14 protein-coding genes are annotated in these 18,167 nt (G+C 44.0%); 1 reads left to right on the top strand and 13 read right to left on the bottom strand.

All coding sequences use genetic code 11. From position 1 onward, the window contains the following. The 11 genes from G511_RS24590 to G511_RS0119745 all read right to left on the bottom strand — a co-directional run. Positions 1-412: hypothetical protein (locus G511_RS24590; protein ID WP_036552541.1), on the bottom strand; the 412-nt coding region annotated here is incomplete at its 3' end. Between the two features lie 124 nt (positions 413-536). After that, positions 537-980 carry a flagellar export protein FliJ gene (fliJ, locus tag G511_RS0119790; RefSeq protein WP_028471189.1) on the bottom strand — a complete coding sequence of 148 codons (444 nt, stop codon included), beginning with the start codon at positions 978-980 and terminating at the stop codon, positions 537-539. A gap of 2 nt (positions 981-982) precedes the next feature. After that, positions 983-2,329: a flagellar protein export ATPase FliI gene (gene fliI, locus G511_RS23485; RefSeq protein WP_051222270.1), complete on the bottom strand. Its 1,347-nt coding sequence runs from the start codon at positions 2,327-2,329 to the stop codon at positions 983-985. After that, the gene (locus G511_RS0119780; protein ID WP_028471188.1) at positions 2,316-3,128 is read right to left on the bottom strand and encodes a FliH/SctL family protein; all 813 of its coding nucleotides are present in this window, start codon (positions 3,126-3,128) and stop codon (positions 2,316-2,318) included. Before G511_RS0119780 ends, fliI begins: the two co-directional genes overlap by 14 nt. Positions 3,129-3,137: 9 nt before the next feature. Further along, positions 3,138-4,142, bottom strand: a complete 1,005-nt coding sequence (gene fliG, locus G511_RS0119775) for a flagellar motor switch protein FliG (protein ID WP_028471187.1) — start codon at positions 4,140-4,142, stop codon at positions 3,138-3,140. Beyond that, a complete protein-coding gene (fliF, locus tag G511_RS0119770; RefSeq protein WP_245574183.1) occupies positions 4,132-5,802 on the bottom strand; it encodes a flagellar basal-body MS-ring/collar protein FliF in 1,671 nt (556 codons plus the stop codon). The genes fliG and fliF overlap by 11 nt, the downstream gene beginning before the upstream one ends. A 45-nt stretch (positions 5,803-5,847) precedes the next feature. Further along, positions 5,848-6,198, bottom strand: coding sequence for a flagellar hook-basal body complex protein FliE (gene fliE / locus G511_RS0119765; protein ID WP_028471185.1), 351 nt, complete (start codon positions 6,196-6,198; stop codon positions 5,848-5,850). Between the two features lie 173 nt (positions 6,199-6,371). Next, on the bottom strand, positions 6,372-6,998 hold the full coding sequence (locus tag G511_RS0119760) for a 3'-5' exonuclease (RefSeq protein WP_028471184.1): 627 nt from the start codon (positions 6,996-6,998) through the stop codon (positions 6,372-6,374). Next, on the bottom strand, positions 6,998-8,830 hold the full coding sequence (locus G511_RS0119755) for a DUF294 nucleotidyltransferase-like domain-containing protein (protein ID WP_028471183.1): 1,833 nt from the start codon (positions 8,828-8,830) through the stop codon (positions 6,998-7,000). Before G511_RS0119755 ends, G511_RS0119760 begins: the two co-directional genes overlap by 1 nt. Positions 8,831-8,911: 81 nt before the next feature. Then, positions 8,912-10,726: a sodium:solute symporter family protein gene (locus tag G511_RS0119750; protein ID WP_028471182.1), complete on the bottom strand. Its 1,815-nt coding sequence runs from the start codon at positions 10,724-10,726 to the stop codon at positions 8,912-8,914. Between the two features lie 28 nt (positions 10,727-10,754). Further along, positions 10,755-11,015, bottom strand: a complete 261-nt coding sequence (locus G511_RS0119745) for a DUF4212 domain-containing protein (RefSeq protein ID WP_028471181.1) — start codon at positions 11,013-11,015, stop codon at positions 10,755-10,757. 281 nt (positions 11,016-11,296) lie between these two features. Between G511_RS0119745 and G511_RS0119740 the strand changes: the two genes are divergently transcribed. Continuing rightward, on the top strand, positions 11,297-15,232 hold the full coding sequence (locus G511_RS0119740) for a hybrid sensor histidine kinase/response regulator (protein WP_028471180.1): 3,936 nt from the start codon (positions 11,297-11,299) through the stop codon (positions 15,230-15,232). A 43-nt stretch (positions 15,233-15,275) separates the two neighbouring features. Here G511_RS0119740 and G511_RS0119735 read toward each other — a convergent pair whose 3' ends face one another. Next, positions 15,276-15,944, bottom strand: coding sequence for a response regulator (locus G511_RS0119735; protein WP_028471179.1), 669 nt, complete (start codon positions 15,942-15,944; stop codon positions 15,276-15,278). A 148-nt stretch (positions 15,945-16,092) separates the two neighbouring features. After that, complete coding sequence (acs, locus tag G511_RS0119730) at positions 16,093-18,042, bottom strand: acetate--CoA ligase (RefSeq protein WP_028471178.1); 1,950 nt, start codon at positions 18,040-18,042, stop codon at positions 16,093-16,095. Between the last annotated feature and the right edge of the window lie 125 nt (positions 18,043-18,167).

The raw sequence follows: 18,167 nt of genomic DNA, 5'->3' as shown, positions 1-18,167 counted from the left end.
CTGTCTGTGCTGCCTGTGCGATAGAAGACTCTACTACCTGAACAACCGCTCCCGTCTCTTGCTTTGTCGCACCTAATTCAGGCGAGAGAACTGACGCGGCAACGATTGCAGGCACCTCACCACCCTTTGTAGTAACGGCTTCTGCCAAAGGAAAAGGAGAATACGGCAATTCAGAGGGCAAAACAGGCAACTCTTGTCCCTCAACAGGCAATTCCATTCCTGCCGCCAACAAAGAAGAACTTACACCTCTACTTGCATCCAGCCCCATATCTTTTAAAAGCTCGCTGAATTGAGCAGGCGCTAGCGCAGCACCTGATAACGGCAAGCTAGAAGGAACACCACCCGTGGTAGGTGAATTTTTTACACTAGCAGGTTGAAGAAGAGCACTGAGCTGAGCAACTTGAGGAGCCATAAAGTTTTCCGCCAATTAGACTTAACATAGTTAACTCAGCAAAAACGAGGCCAATTAATTAGAAATCCCAAAAGAAAGACGTACCACGAAGAAGCTTATTTACCACAAGCTTAAGTACTAGGTTTTAAATATAGTTTGTTCTACTCAACTGAGAACGCTCATCAAGCTGCTTTTGAAGCGCTTTATCAACCACTCTCCTTTCATCATCAATAGCCTTATCCACCAATGAATCTATTGCTTTAAACTTACCATGCATTTGCGCCCAATATTGCTTCACATGCTCTAGCTGATTTTGATTCAACTGCATAGACTTTTTATGCTGCTCAATCGCCACTGCAATTTTATTCATAAATGCCTGATAGTTTTGCAACTGATCAATCGTCAAGCCTTGCTCAGTAGCTTGACGAAAAGTCTGCTGGTATTCGGCTAAATATTGTTCCAATTGAACCAACTGCCCCTTATCAGTTTCAACCCGCTGAATATGCTCTGCCAAAAAGCGCTCGGCCTCCTTCTTGCGTTTTTCAGCCAGATCCAACACAACTTTTAAGCGCCCAGAACGTTTTTTCATATTTACCTTGGTGGCTCACTCGGCTGCAACGCCATTGTTAACATTTTCAAACTACCATCAACATCATAAGCATCATGCAAGCCCTGCTGCAAGAACTGCTGCATTGTTGGCATCCGCTCAATAGCAAAATCTGTTGTTGGATCACTCCCCCGCACATACGCACCAACAGCGATTAAATCCTCATTTTGCTGAAACTTAGAGAACAACTGCTTAAAACGCATCGCCGCCGCCATATGCTCCTGCGTAACAATTTGCGGCATCGCACGGCTTATAGAAGCCTCAACATCTATAGCCGGATAGTGCCCTTGCTCTGCAAGACGCCGTGATAACACTATATGACCGTCCAATATAGCTCGCGCAGCATCCGCAACAGGATCCTGCTGATCATCACCTTCGGTCAACACCGTATAAAATGCCGTTATCGACCCCTCACCCGTAGCATCATTGCCCGCACGTTCAACTATTTTCGGGAGCTTTGCAAACACAGAAGGAGGATAACCCTTCGTTGCAGGCGGCTCACCTATAGCCAACGCAATCTCACGTTGCGCTTGAGCATAACGAGTCAAAGAGTCCATCAATAACAATACATTTTTGCCCTGGGCTCGAAAATATTCAGCAATACGTGTTGTTAATTGCGAAGCACGCAAGCGCATCAAAGGAGAATCATCCGCAGGCGAGGCAACAACAACCGAACGCGCTAAACCTTCCGCCCCAAGGTTATGATCAATAAACTCTTTAACCTCTCGACCACGCTCACCGATCAAGCCAACAATCGTAATATCAGCTTCAGTAGCCCGCGTCATCATTCCCAGCAATACCGACTTACCGACGCCACTACCAGCAAACAGCCCCAAACGCTGCCCCTTTCCTACTGTCAATAAAGCGTTAATAGCTTTGATACCCACATCAAGTGTATTAACAATAGGAAAACGCGATAGCGGATTAATAACCTCACCTGCCAAGGTCGTCGATTCCTGACAATCCAGAGGCCCCTTACCATCAAGCGGCTCACCCACACCATTCAAGACCCGGCCCAACAAACCAAAGCCAACAGGCACATCCCGACCAGCTCTAAGAGGGATCACTTTAGCTCCAGCAGAAAGACCTTCAACTGCATGCAAGGGCATTAAGTAAATTCGTTCTCCGGAAAAACCTACAACTTCAGCTTCAATTTCATGAGTAGCAGAGAGAATAATCAAACAATTATCACCAACTGCCACCTGCAAACCCACAGCTTCAATAGTTAAACCTATTAAGCGCGTGATCCGCCCTTCTATACGTGGTTTTGGCTCAGATAAGGAGGGACTAACCAAGCTTTTGATTGTTTGCGACAAATCAGAGCGGCTCATCACCACCCTCGCCATGATTAGGAGAAGTTTTATCAATAAGATCGTGCTTGCGAGTATTCAAATGCTGCAATGCTTGCAGACGCTCTCTCAATTGCTCAGATACATCTGAGAATCGCGACTCTATGCAGTAATCAATAACACTATCATCCGTGGATACTAAACACCCACCTATAGCCAATTGCTCATCAGCAACTACACGCCACCTTGATTGCTGATCAACCATCGGCATTATCGCTTCAATATCATCAGGGTGCACTGTAATCATCAACTCCCCCGACTGCTTAGGAAGCAGCTCTACAGCTTCTGAAACTGAAGAGCGAACAATATCTTTATAATCAGAGGATTGTTGCTTAATAATAACGCTTGCGACATGCAAAGATAGCTCTGTTACCAACTCAGCTACCTGGTCATGCTGGTTTTGCAACGGTAGATCCAATGACTTAATCAACGCTTCTACTTTTTGCAACTGCTCGTCAACTACAACCTTACCTTTGAGCAACGCTTCTGAAAAACCACGTTGATCACCCTCCAGAAATCCAGCGTCGTACCCTGCCAGCCTACCCGCCTCCTTACCCTCTTCGTAGGCTCGTTCGCGTATTTCTTCTAACTCAGAAAGCGTTACCTTTTCAGCAACAATCTCTTCATCAACAACAGTAATCGCATCAATTTTGGGCTCAACGGGCTTCGTATGAAAACCGACAACATGACGACTATTCACCTCAGGAAGCAGCCAGCTTTCAACGGGCTTAACCAACTCAGAAGACTCAAAGCGAATAGGCAACTTTTCTGATGACTTCATATCGATAGCCTAGACCATCTCATCACCGCCACCACCCAGCATGATTTCTCCCTCATCAGCCAAACGACGCGCAACAGTAAGAATTTCTTTTTGTGCTTCTTCTACTTCACTTACACGAACAGGACCTTTCGCCTCAAGATCATCGCGCAATAACTCAGCCGCACGCTTGGACATATTCTTGAAGATTTTTTCCTGCAAAGCCGTTTCTGCCCCCTTAAGAGCAATAATCAATACATCAGTAGAAACTTCACGCAGAATAACCTGAATACCTCGATCATCAACATCGATAAGGTTGTCGAATACAAACATCAGATCTTGTATCTGTGTAGCCAAACCATCATCAACTTCTCTAATACTTTCCATCAATTCAGCTTCAATCGTACTATCAATGAAGTTCATGATCTCAGAAGCCTGTTTCACGCCACCCAGCGTTCGAGACTTACCAGAACGCGCACTACTAAATTGCCCTTCCAACATATCATTAAGTTCTTGAAGTGCCTGAGGTTGTATTTGATCCAATGCTGCCACACGCATAACAATATCTAAACGCACCTTATCATCAAAAAATGCCAGCACAGTCGCCGCTTGGTCAGGATCAAGGTAAGAAACAATAACAGCCTGTATTTGCGGGTGCTCAAAGCGGATAGTTTCTGCAATTTGCCTAGGCTCCATCCAGCGCATAGTGTCTAGACCCGAGGTATTGGTACTCATAAGAATTCGATCAAGCAATGTTTTTGCTTTCTCTTCGCCCAATGCCTGATTAAGCATAGCGCGGATATAACGGTCATTATTGATACCTATACCCGTCTGATCACTTACCAAATGCATGAAATCAGAAACAACACCCTCAACTCTAGATTGAGGCACATTATCAAGCTGAGTCATTGCCTCACCTATCAACTGCACTTGCTTAGGACCTAAATGTTTGAGCACTTCAGCAGCATCATCCTCCCCTAAGCTAATGAGCAAGATTGCCGCTTTTTCTATGTCAGTCAGTTCCGCATCATCGCTCATCTTGCCCAACCCATTGTCTTACAGCTTGCGCCACTCGCGCAGGATCTTCTGCAATCATGCTTCGAACTGCATTCAATTGATATTCAAAACTTTCATTTGGCGTCGGCAAAAGAGAATCGCCTCTTTCACCAAAAGTCACTTTATCATCAGAAACCACACCGCCATCCAGACCTTCAAGCTCGGCAGCCACATCACCCGAAGCATCATCACCTATAGCAGCGATCGCTCCTCCAGTAGTAGTCAAACTCTTAAGTATGGGTCTCAATATTCCAAACACCATCAACAAAACAAACAACACAGCACCTAGTTGCTTTGCCACATCCCACACCCAAGGCTCCATCCATATAGGCACCTCTTCTTCTATAAAAGGCTGTTCAACAACAAATGGAGAATTAATCACATTGACACTATCGCCCCTCACCGCAACATAGCCAACCGCGTCTTTCACTAGAATCCTCAACCGCTCTAACTCATTAGCAGCCCAAGGGGTTTTAGCAGACTCTCCGGTTTCAGGGTTAATGGACATAAGATCATCAACAACAACAGCGACTGATAAACGCCCGATACGACCACTTTGATGCTTGGTATAAGAGATAGAGCGGTCCAGCTCAAAATTACGCGTAGCCTGCTTACGATTGCTGCCAGGAACTGATGAACCTCCAGCAGCAACCCCACCACCATCAGTCACTTCAGGTACAGAACTAGGACCAGGCGGTTGATTAGATAACGCACCTGGAATGCCTCTTGATACAGCAGCACCTACTTTATTCTCATCAACAGTCTGCTCACTTCTCAATGCAGGCAAATCCGGATTAAAAAGCTCATCTGTTTGCTCAACAGACGTAAAATCAATCTCCGCAGACACCTCCGCTCTAAAGCGCCCCTGCCCTACCACTGGCAACAGAATACTATTAACTCTATTTAGTAAAGTTTCCTCAACTTTACGAGAGTACTCAAATTGCTTAGCCGCTAGTACAACATCCTCATCTTCATCACGAGAATTTAACAGCTGACCGCGCTGATCAACAACAGTAACATCCTTAACTTCTAGCATAGGAATGGAAGAGGCGACTAAGTTTGCAATCGCAGCTACTTGACCACGATCCAACTTTCGACCTGCAAAGATCTCTAGAAAGACTGATGCGCTGGTTTTCCTCTGATCTCGCACAAATACTGTTTGCTTAGGAATGGCCAAGTGCACACGCGCACCTCTTACTGCCATCATACTCGTTATAGTTCGAGCCAACTCACCCTCTAAACCACGGCGATACCGTGCGTTCTCCATGAATTGACTAGCACCCAAGCCTTGATCTTTATCCATTATCTCAAAGCCAACTGTTTTATCTGCAGAGAACCCTTCTGCCGCTAACTTCAGCCTAGCTTGATGAACATATTCATTAGGTACGAGCACTGCCCGGCCATCACCTTCAAATTTATAGGGGATGTTATATAACCGTAATTGCTCTATGACCTGGTTGGCATCTACAAATTCAAGGTTAGAAAATAAAACTCTATAATCGGGGGATTTTGACCATAAAACGACTGAGAACCCAATAGCAATACTTGCGGCCAAACCAACCATCAAGCCAAACTGGCGCAAAATTGTCAGCTTATTAAAGCCAGACATCAACCCGCCACCAGTGTTAGTTTGTAAAGCCATCGTATTGTTATCCATAAAGCAGTAAAGCCAAATATTCTTTCATTATTACATTGGCATTTTCATAACATCTTCATACGCCGCTACTAACTTATTACGCACCTGTGTCATTGCTTGAAATGAAACACTGGCTTTTTGCATTTGAATCATCACCTGAGTCAACTCAACTCTAGGGTCGCCTTGCTCAAAAGCAGTAGCCATACGGCCAGCTTCCATCTGCGTATCGTTTACTTTATCGATAGCATTTTTAAGTAAGTCACCAAAACCTTCACCATCAACAGAACGCACTGAGTCAGTTTTAAATGCAGGCTTATCAACATGGACAACACCCTGCTGAGCTTCTGCTTTTAACGACCTCATCTGCATTAGCACATTATTTATGTCTGCTCGCTCAATCATCTTACGCCCCAATACGGCATTTTATTGACATCAAACAAAGTATTCACTTATTAAACAAGCGTATCAACTTCATGGAACGTCATTATTATGGCACTTATTACTTATTATTATCCAGCATAATTTAAAATGCAAAAAGCGAGCCAAAAGCCCGCTTTATTTAATATATCATTAACCTACCCCACTTCTGGCGGGTCTCCATATTTCAATCTGACATACATTAAGGCAACAGTGATAGCGTCACCCAACGCCGTATGCCTTTCTAGGATAGGGATATCTAGCTTTTTCGAGATCGTATCAAACCGAAGATCAACATTCCCCCCAATCATTCGCCACTTTATAATGTCATGATAAACATGAGACAACTCTATCGCCTTACACGGCAAACCAAATCCATATTTAGGACGGATGAATTTGTCTAACATTCTAATATCGTAGTTAACGTAATAGCCCAAAATAGGCCTATTCCCAACAAAAGCCAAAACCTGCTCAAGCGCTTCTTCTAACTCAATACCATCTTCCAAATCAACCGCACGAATTTTATGAATTTTTATAGAATCCCCCGTTAGGGTCTTCGGTGGTTTTAACTTAATATCCAGCCTCTCGCTGGTTAAAACTTTATTACCTCTTACCTTCACCGCTCCAATAGAAACAATATCGGCGTTTTTAACATCTAACCCTGTTGTCTCACAATCCAATGAAACAACCTCATCACCATCGTAAGGCTCAAACAGATGAGCATACGGGCCAGACTTGTGCCCCATTTTTTCTTTCATTCTTCTTATTGTTCTTGGGATAATCATTAACGGCTCCCTAGGTGATAATGCAACTCCAGATGCTTCTTAAATCCTTTAACTATATGAAAAGCATCGCGCAATAAATCTCTTTCCATTTTATTCATAGATTGCAAATCAAGGGTATTAGGCGTTAGATCAACACCCGCCTCTTCCTCTTCAGCACGCTTAATTTGCTGACGCAATCGTAATTGAATAAATAATCCTAGTGCTTCAGCAAGATCTTTTGAGTGCTTATCAGTCATCGCTCCCACTTCTACGAGTGCTTCCAGCCGCTTAAACGTATTAGTGACAAGTATCTTGTGCTCAAGCGCCATCGTACGAACACCATGTACTATCGGAAAGATACCACCTTTTTTCACATCCAGTTGGCCGCGATCTTTCAAGTTTCCAAAAAAAGTTAACGGTGTATTAAACTCTAAAGCCACTTTTGCAAAGTTTGAGAAAAAAGCATCATTATTTTTTAATGATTTAAAGAACCAATTACGAGCCGCTTTAAATAAAGCTGGGTTACCAGCAACAGGCTTAGCATCAACCGCTATCGCAAGATTCATTTGATCTTGCTCTGTCCAGCTGACCGACCAAGAAGACATTTTCTGAGTCCAATCTCCTAAAGAGTTAACCCATTCTGGGTTTGACACCATAATGTTCCCAGGACAAGGAGGGTAGCCAAATTCCATTAGCTGCTCAGAGAAACGATTCATCACTTCTTGCATCTGACTCCAAGCAAGTCCATCACGGTAAATGATGGCATTATCTTGGTCGGTCTTCATTACTTGTTCACCACGCCCTTCAGATCCCATAACAATCAAACAGACATGTGGCTGCATATCTGCCGGGACCATTAAATCAAATAGCTTGGCCATTATACGGCCATTCATTGCCGCCAGAAGATCCATTGCAAAACGCGCTTTAACACCTTGCGAAACCAAAGACTTAATTAGATCATTTAAACCTTGCGCAGCGGTATGCAGATCTTCTAATGTTTTCGCTCGCTCAATACGCAAACCAATTACATGAGAATGACTTGAAAAGAAACTCAATACATCGGTTAAATCAACAATACCCATCAACTCATTTCCGCGCATAACAACAACACGTTCTATCTGCTGCTGTGTCATGATAATGAGTGCATTAAACAAATAATCATTTGGATGAACACTTATCAAACGGTATGTAGCTATATCCGCAACAGCGGTATCGATAGAGCACTCATTCATAACTACAGCATTTAATAAATCAGTGCCGGTCACCATTCCATATCGCGCGCCTTTTTTAACAAGGACACAGTCGACTTTCTTTTCACGCATCATAACGGTGGTTTCTTTAATAGTGGAATCTTCACCCACTATTAATGGAGCACGCATCACCCCTTCACCAACTTGAGCCAGCATAAACTCAGCCATATCTTGCGAGTCACCATGCTGCTCAACAATTTCAGCCTTAGCCACAAGATTTTGCTGAAAATAGTCTGCAAATGATGAGTTAGTTGAGACTAGATCTAATACTGTTTTCGTTGGGATAATATGACAAATGGTTTCGACTTCAGCAATAAAGTTGTGTATTGCATTACCTTTAATTGCAGACCAAGCGCCAAAATAATCTTCATTCTCATAATGAACGTAAATATGCTCTTGCCTATCCGCTTCCCCTGCATGCACTTCGCTTTCTGAAACCTTGCCTTTCAGAACAACATACACACCCTCTGGTACAGAGCCTGCCTGCATGATCACTTCATCTTTCTGAAAATAGCCTATATCCAGAGTTTGCCGTAATAAAGCCTGCTCCCTTTCATCCAGCAAGCTAAAGGGCAGATTATCCATATTGAAAGATGAAGGCATATTTATTCTCCTTAATGACTAAAAAGGGCGCATCAACCTTCGCTGATGCGCCCTTCTGAATTTTGAGTGTTATCTCAAATTTTAGTGAGCGTGAGCTTCACCAGCACCACGTGGAATACGTAGATCTTCAACAATTCTCTGCATCTCTTCAGATGGAGGAGGAGTCATTGAAGCAACAACGATAGCTACAACAAAGTGAAGTACCATACCGATTGCACCGAATCCACCTGGGCTTACACCCATGAAGTAATCAGCACTGTCACCACCGCCAAATACGAAGTACCACATGTATCCAACAGTAGAAATCAGACCAACCAACATACCAGCGATTGCACCCTGAGTGTTCATACGCTTGTAGAAGATACCTAGCATTAGTGTTGGGAATACCGAAGCACTCGCAATACCAAATGCCAACGCCACTACCTGTGCTACAAACCCTGGCGGGTTGATACCGAAGTAACCTGCAATACAGATAGCCACAACAGCCGCTAGACGAGCGTACATCAACTCTTGTTTATCATTGATATTAGGGTTGATTGTTTTCTTCATCAAGTCATGCGCAATGGCAGTCGAAATTACCAACAACAGACCTGCTGCAGTAGATAGTGCCGCTGCTACCGCACCCGCTGCCACCAAAGCAATTACCCAAGCTGGAAGCTGAGCGATCTCTGGGTTGGCAAGTACCATGATGTCACGGTCAACATATACTTCGTTAGCAAAAGGCTGTTTTGCAGCATCGAAGTTAGCATCAGCTTTAGCATTAGAGGCTAGACGCTGACCAAACTCACCACGCTCATCACCTTCAGCATAAGAAGGCTTACCTTTTTTACCATCAAATGCAGCACCCGCAGCATACTGAATTTTGCCGTCGCCGTTACGGTCATTCCAACCTAACAGACCCGCATTTTCCCAGTTTTTAAACCAAGAAGGAATTTCAGCATACTCAGTACCTGTGTTATCAGGACCATTCAATGTTTGAATCAAGTTTACACGTCCAAAACCAGCAACACCTGGAATTGCAGTGTAAAGCAATGCGATGAAAATCAACGCATAACCTGCTGAAGTACGCGCATCTTTTACACGTGGAACTGTAAAGAAACGCACGATTACATGCGGAAGACCTGCAGTACCACACATCAGAGCAACTGTTAGACAGAAGATATCAAAGGTCGATTTCTTACCCGCGGTGTACTGAGCGAAACCAAGATCCAAAGACAACTGATCCAGAGTAGCTAGAACTGATTGCCCAGTTTCCAGAGTCGCACCCAAACCGATCTGCGGCAGGATATGACCTGTTACTTGAGCTGAAAGGAAGAACGAAGGCACTGTAAAAGCAAGAATCAATACGCAGTACTGAGCTACCTGTGTATAAGTAATACCTTTCATTCCACCGAGCACAGCGTAGAAGAAAACAATCGCCATACCTAGAATAACACCAGTATTAATATCTACGTGCAAGTAACGAGAGAACACGATACCCACACCACGCATCTGACCCGCAACATAAGTGAAGGAAATTACGATAGTACAAACAACCCCGATAATACGAGCAGTGCTTGATTCATAACGGTCACCTACGAAATCTGGCACGGTAAACTTACCAAATTTACGAAGATATGGTGCCAACAACATTGCTAGCAACACATAACCACCAGTCCAACCCATCAAATAAGCAGAACCATCACGCCCAACGAAGGAGATCAAACCTGCTAAAGAGATGAAAGATGCCGCTGACATCCAATCTGCTGCTGTTGCCATACCATTAGCAATCGGGTGTACACCACCACCAGCTACATAAAACTCTTTTGTTGAGCCCGCACGAGCCCACACTGCAATACCTATATAAAGGAGGAATGATCCACCAATAAATAGGTACGATAACATATCAACACTCATATTAACGCCGCCCTATGTTAAGTTATTATTATTCTTGTACGTCATATTTTTCATCGAGCTTGTTCATACTGGCTACATAAGCCCAGATCAAGACGACGAAGACGAAGATCGAACCCTGTTGACCAAACCAAAAGCCTAATGGAAAACCAAAGAAGCTAATTGCATCCAACTGCTCGACAAACAGAATGCCAGCGCCGTAGGAAACTACGAACCAGATGGCAAGGTAAGTCATTATTATGCGCAAATTTTCGCCCCAATAGGCTTTTGCACTCTCACTACTGATTGACATGGCACTATCCTTAAATTTTTGTTATCGGATTAAGTGAAAGAAGTAGACTGGGTAAATTTATCAGAGAGCACCCTCAAACAAATCCCCGACTTTAGTCTGTACATATTGTCGACACATACAGCCAACATCGCTACAACCTGCATATTTAGGTGCTTAGAGTCTTAATATTGAAAACCCCTTAACATACAACAGGCTATACAAAGGTATAACTGAAGTATTAGGATCTTGGGTGGTTTAGGTTACACTTACGTTTAAACTTTTAAAGCTTAGGGTGTGTCGACATGCTTTCAGGTTGGTCCATTATTCTTATTTCGCTCCTATACGTCGGGTTGCTATTTAGCATCGCCTACTACGGAGACAAAACCAATCGCGGCAAGTCTTACGCAAACAACCCCATAATCTATTCACTTTCTTTAGCGGTTTATTGTTCATCATGGACATTTTACGGCTCGGTAGGTCGCGCCTCTAGTTCAGGCTGGGAATTTTTAGCCACTTATCTAGGCCCTCTGCTTGTTTTCATCTTTGGTTGGCGCGTTATAGAAAAAATGATGCTGATCAGCAAACAGCAAAACATCACTACTATTTCTGATTTCATCTCATCGCGTTATGGCAAAAGCCAATCACTTGCTGTCTTGGTAACAATAATCGCCGTACTGGGCACCATTCCTTACATTGCTATGCAGCTTAAAGCTGTTGCCATCAGCTATAATGCCTTAGCCCCTGGTACAACAGAAGCTCTAAGCAAAGGCAGCGACACCGCTCTCTTTGTTGCCATATTAATGGCTATATTCGCCATTCTTTTTGGAACTCGCCATATAGACGCAACAGAACATCACGAAGGCATTGTTCTCGCTGTTGCTTTTGAGTCAATTGTTAAACTCACGGCATTTATCGCCGTCGGTGTTTTCATCTCAGGGCAGATATTTGACGGCCTTTTAGACACCTTGCACAACGTTAGTTTGAAACTTCAAACAGACAACAGATACCACAATTATTTAAGTGGCAGTTTTTTGACGGAAATAATACTTGCTAGCTGCGCAGTACTTTGTCTTCCACGTCAGTTCCATGTGACCATTGTTGAAAACACAGACATTAAAAACCTACGCATTGCACGCTGGCTCTTCCCGTTTTACATGCTGCTTTTGAGCATCTTCGTTTTACCCATCGCCACTGCAGGAAATATTTTCTTCCAAGGCGAAATAATTGATGCTGATACCTTTGTTTTAATGCTGCCTTTCGAGTTAGGAAATAAACAACTAGCCACCTTCGCCTTTATAGGCGGCCTGTCAGCGGCCACCAGCATGGTAATTGTTGCAAGCCTTACGCTATCTACCATGGTATGCAACGATATAATAATGCCTTTGCTCTTCAGAATATCTAGACTAAAACTCTCACAGAGCAACGACTTAGGCACCCTTCTATTAAAAGTTAGACGCCTAACTATCATCACATTATTACTGATGGCATATTTCTATTATCGAATTCTTGGCAACCAAGGCCCACTGTCTTCCTTCGGACTGCTAGCGTTTGTAGCGATAGCACAATTTATGCCATCTTTACTTGGAGGAATTTTCTGGAAAAAGGGCTCACGCCAAGGTGCTCTTGCCGGAATGACGGCAGGACTTCTCTTATGGATTTATACATTAGTCATCCCGACCCTGATCAACGCCAATATTATTTCACCTCATTTTTTACAAAATGGTTTATTTGATTACCTTATACTCACACCTACTGCTCTATTTGGCATAAACAATCTAGACCCGCTCACACACGGGGTACTATGGAGTCTCCTCACCAATATCACTCTGTACGTTATCGTATCTCAATACACCTCACAGAGACTTACAGACCGCATTCAAGCCAGCGCCTTTGTTGATGTTTACAATAAAGACCTAACGACTCCCTCTCGCCAACACAGCACAGTAACTGTCGGTGATTTACAAATGCTGACTGAACGTTTTCTTGGCCTAAGCCGTACTCAGCACGCTTTCACCGGCTATGCCTTACAACGCAACGAAGACCCACCGCAGTCTGGCGATAAAGCAACCCCGGAACTCAACAATTTCACCGAACGCCTTTTAGCGGGTGTAATAGGTGCATCTTCGGCCCGCATAGTCATTGCATCTACGCTTCGCGGAAAAGACATGCAGATAGGTGATGTTGTTTCCATCGTCGATGAAGCATCCCAAGCATTGAGGTTCAACCGTTCACTACTGCAGTCAACCATTGAAAACATAGGCCTGGGAATTAGCGTAGTCGACCAGCAACTCAGGCTAGTCGCATGGAATCGCCCCTATTTACAAATGTTTAACTACCCTGAGGGGCTAATTTGTGTGGGGCGCTCCATCGAAGAGATATTCCGATACAACGCTCTCAAAGGAGAGTACGGGCCTGGAAACATAGAAGAGCAGATTAATAAACGACTTGATAGCATCAAATCAGGCCGCCCGCACCGTTACGAAAGATACCGACCTGATGGAACTGTTCTTGAAGTACGCGACAACCCAACTCCCAACGGAGGATACGTAAATACCTACATGGACATCACTCAACACAAGCGAATTGAAGAAGCACTGCGTGAGAGTGAACACAATATTAGAATATACACTGACAATGTCCCGGTATTAATCGCCTACCTAGATACAGAGCGACGCTATCTTTTTGTCAACAAAGCCTACGCTGAAGCATTTGGCATGGAACACGACACAATGATTGGCATGCCTGCTTACAAAATACTTGATGCAACCGAGTATGCAAAAAGAAAAGACTTCATCCAACAAGCTCTAAATGGCAACCGGCAAAAATTTGAAACAGACCTCCCCTCACAAAATAGCGCTAAACGCTTTGCTGAAGTTACTTACATCCCTCATGTAGGGGAATATGGCGATGTACTAGGTTATTTCACTCTCTATCAAGATATTACTGAACGTCGCGATGCAGAAATTGCCTTACAAATAACCAATGAGACACTTGAACAGCGTGTCAAAGAGCGAACCCACGCCCTCTCGGTTGTAAACAAAGAACTACGCAAAGAAAACACCATTCGAGCACTAATGGAAGATGAATTACGCCAAGCAAAAAGCGACGCCGAAGCCGCTAACCTAGGTAAAACCCGGTTCCTAGCTGCCGCAAGCCATGATCTACTACAGCCATTAAATGCAGCTAGACTGTTCACTTCGGCTTTAGCCCAGCAAAGTCATTCATCTCCAAGCACAACACAGCTAGTAGACAACCTAGACGGCTCCCTGAAAGCGGCTGAAGAGCTTATCACTACTATTTTGGACATATCAAAACTGGATGCAGGTGCTCTTGAACCAGTCATCACACACTTTTCATTAGACTCGCTCTTTAGCAACTTAAGCACAGAATTTGCTGCTCTCACACAAGAAAAAGCCTTAGCTTTTCGCTACGTTCATTGCTACCAAATCGTTGCTTCTGACCAAAAATTACTAAGAAGAATTCTGCAAAACTTCCTATCAAATGCTCTGCGTTATACACAAGACGGCAAAGTACTTTTAGGGTGTCGACGTATAGGACAACAGCTACGTATTGAAGTGTGGGATACCGGTGTTGGCATACCTAAAGAAAAGCTTCATGAGGTATTTGAAGAGTTTAAACGCATCAATAACCCTAAGCATTCCAAGGTACAAGGACTTGGTTTAGGGTTAGCCATCACTGACCGTATCGCCAAAATGTTAAAACATAAGATTAATGTGCGCTCCTGGCCTGGCCAAGGAACTGTTTTCAGCATAACAATACCTCTGGGCGACCCAGCTAAAGAAGTACAATCCAAACCAGAGCAACGCGGCTGGATAAGAAGTAAAACGCTTAATGGTACAACCGCACTCATTATTGATAATGAACCTAAAATACTGGAAGGCATGTCAGCGCTACTGCAAGGATGGGGCTGTGAAACTTATACGGCAGCATCGATCGAGGCAGCAGCCAGCTTATACAACAGCGAAGAAACACCTCTTCCCGACATTACTCTTGTGGACTACCATTTAAATGAACTAGACACAGGTATCATGGCTCTCAATGAGCTTTATACGATATGGGGGAAAGAAATCCCTGCTCTTGTCATTACAGCAGACCGTACAGATGAAGTGAAAGAGGAGATTAGTAACTTTGGCGCCCAACTACTGACAAAACCGATTAAGCCGGCGGCATTACGTGCCATGATTAACAAGCTTGTCTCAGCCAGCAAATCGGCATAAAAAAAGCACCCAATAGGGTGCTTCGTTTTTTCGAATTTAAATACTATTCCATTTCTGTGCGTGCAGGATCAACACTCAAACGTTGGGCAGCAATAACAGCCTGTGTACGGCTATGCACACGCAGTTTACGTAAAATAGCGGTAACATGCGCCTTAATGGTTGCTTCTGATACGTTTAGCTCATAAGCAATCTGCTTATTAAGCAAACCCTCTGTCAGCATGGTCAACACTCTAAACTGTTGCGGCGTTAACGAAACCAAAGCCGCTGCAAACTTACGCTCTTCCTCACTAACATCAACAGTGCCGTTCTCTGTAATATCACGCGGCAACCATTCTTCACCCTTAAGAACGGCAACTATCGCTTCTGAGATAGTTTCAAGCGGAGCTGATTTGGGAATAAAGCCAGAAGCACCATAGTCCATAGCACGCCTTAAAACACTAACCTCTTCACTTCCTGAAACAACTACAACTGGCATACCTGGGTTTTGCCCTCGCAAAAATACCAAGCCAGTAAACCCATGGGTACCCGGCATATGAAGATCGAGTAGCACCAAATCTGCATCACTGTGCTGAACAACAGCTTCTTGCACCGCCGCCAGTGAGTCGGCTTCTACAATTTCAACACCCTCAATCGCCTGAGTTACAGCCTGGCGTAATGCCGCACGAAACAACGGATGGTCATCTGCAATAATGATTTTACTGGCTAGCTGCATGCTTTATCCCCCGGACACAGACGTGTCCAAATCCATATTATTCAATCTTATATAGCGTGAATAATAACATCTATAAACGAAAAACTCCCCCTACAGATCAACTGAAGAGGGAGTTTTCACTAAATTAACACGTAATTAAGAAACAACCTTATTTACGGTTCATTCGGTTTTCGATCAGATCATCAACAACAGTTGGGTCTGACAAAGTGGAGGTATCACCCAAAGCATCGAAATCGTCTTCAGCAATTTTACGCAAGATACGACGCATAATCTTACCTGATCGAGTTTTAGGCATACCTGGTGAAAATTGAATCAAATCAGGTGAAGCTATTGGTCCAATCTCTTTACGAACGTGCAAACGAAGCTCTTTCATCAATTCATCTGATTGCTCATAGCCAGACTGCAAGGTTACATAAACATATATACCCTGCCCCTTAAGTTCATGCGGATAACCAACTACCGCCGCCTCAGCAACTGCAGGATGCGCTACTAGTGCAGACTCAACCTCAGCAGTACCCATACGGTGGCCTGATACGTTGATAACATCATCAACACGACCCGTAATCCAGTAGTAACCATCTTCATCACGTCGCGCGCCATCTCCAGTGGTATAAACACCTTTATAGGTCGAGAAGTACGTCTGAATAAAGCGCTCATGATCACCCCAGATCGAGCGGCTCTGACCAGGCCAAGAATCCTTAAGCACTAGGTTTCCATCAACCGCACCTTCCAGCTCATTACCATCTGCATCAAGCAGAGCAGGCTGCACACCAAAGAAAGGACGTGTTGCAGAACCAGGCTTAAGTGCTGTAGCACCTGGCAGAGGAAGAATCATCATGCCACCAGTTTCTGTCTGCCACCAAGTATCAACGATTGGGCAACGACCTTGCCCAACGATACGGTGGTACCAGTTCCATGCCTCTGGGTTAATTGGCTCACCAACCGATCCAAGAATACGCAAGCTAGACAGGTCTGAATCACCCAGAACATCTTCGCCTTGTTGCATCAATGAGCGAATAGCCGTTGGAGCTGTGTATAACTGGTTTACTTTATGCTTCTCAATAACACGACCAAAACGGCTGTTATCAGGATAGTTAGGAACACCTTCAAACATCAAAGAAGTACCGCCATTTGCTAACGGCCCGTAAACGATATAGCTATGACCTGTTACCCAACCAACATCAGCAGTACACCAGTAGATGTCACCGTCTTTATAATCAAAAGCATATTCGTGCGTCATGGCTGCATAGACCATGTATCCGCCAGTCGTATGCTTCAAACCTTTAGGTGCACCTGTTGAGCCTGAGGTGTAAAGAATAAACATCGGCGCTTCCGCTTCCATCTCTTCTGGAGCACACTCTGCAGACGCTGCAGCAACAAGCCCTTCGTACCACACATCAACTTTTTCGTTCCAAGCAACATCTTGATCTACACGCTTAACAACAATAACACTTTCAACAAGCGCCGCTGCAGCTGGGTGCTCTAAGGCTTTATCTACGTTAGCTTTTAATGGGACAACCTTGCCACCGCGCAATGAGTAGTTGGACGTTACCACTACTTTTGAATTAGCGCCTTCAATACGAGCAGCCAAAGCTTCAGGTGAGAAACCACCAAAAACGATAGAGTGAACAGCACCAATACGTGTACAAGCCAACATAGCGATAGCCGCTTCAGGGATCATTGGCATGTATAGAGTGACAACATCACCTTTTTCAACGCCCTGATTTTTTAGTGCATTAGAAAAGCGGCAAACACGCTCATAGAGGTCTCGGTATGTAATATTTTCAGATTCACTTGGGTCGTCACCTTCCCAAATAATAGCGACTTGATCACCACGCGTTTCAAGATGACGGTCTAAGCAGTTATAAGAAGCATTCAAGGTACCATCTTCAAACCAACGAATATCAACGTTGTGCGGATCAAAAGTGGTGTTTTTAACTTTAGTGTATGGCTTGAACCAATCAAGACGCTTCCCTTCTTCGCCCCAAAATGTATCCGGGTCATTGATAGACTGCTCATACATAGCTTCATATTTTGCATTATCAATATGTGCCTGTGCCGCCACTTCTGGACTGACTGGATATACCTTTTCGCTCATGGTGATGCCCTTAGCTTGCTTGTTTTAATTATATATTCGTCTATCTACCCATTTATTATAATTCTCTAAGGGTTCGACATACGGAATTAGAGTCTAGATTTATACCCAACCACGAGCTTAATCCT

The organism is Neptunomonas japonica DSM 18939 (genome assembly GCF_000422765.1).
Classification (GTDB): domain Bacteria; phylum Pseudomonadota; class Gammaproteobacteria; order Pseudomonadales; family Balneatricaceae; genus Neptunomonas; species Neptunomonas japonica.
The sequence above is the reverse complement of the archived record's forward strand: the minus strand, read 5'-3'. Positions and strand labels throughout refer to the sequence as shown.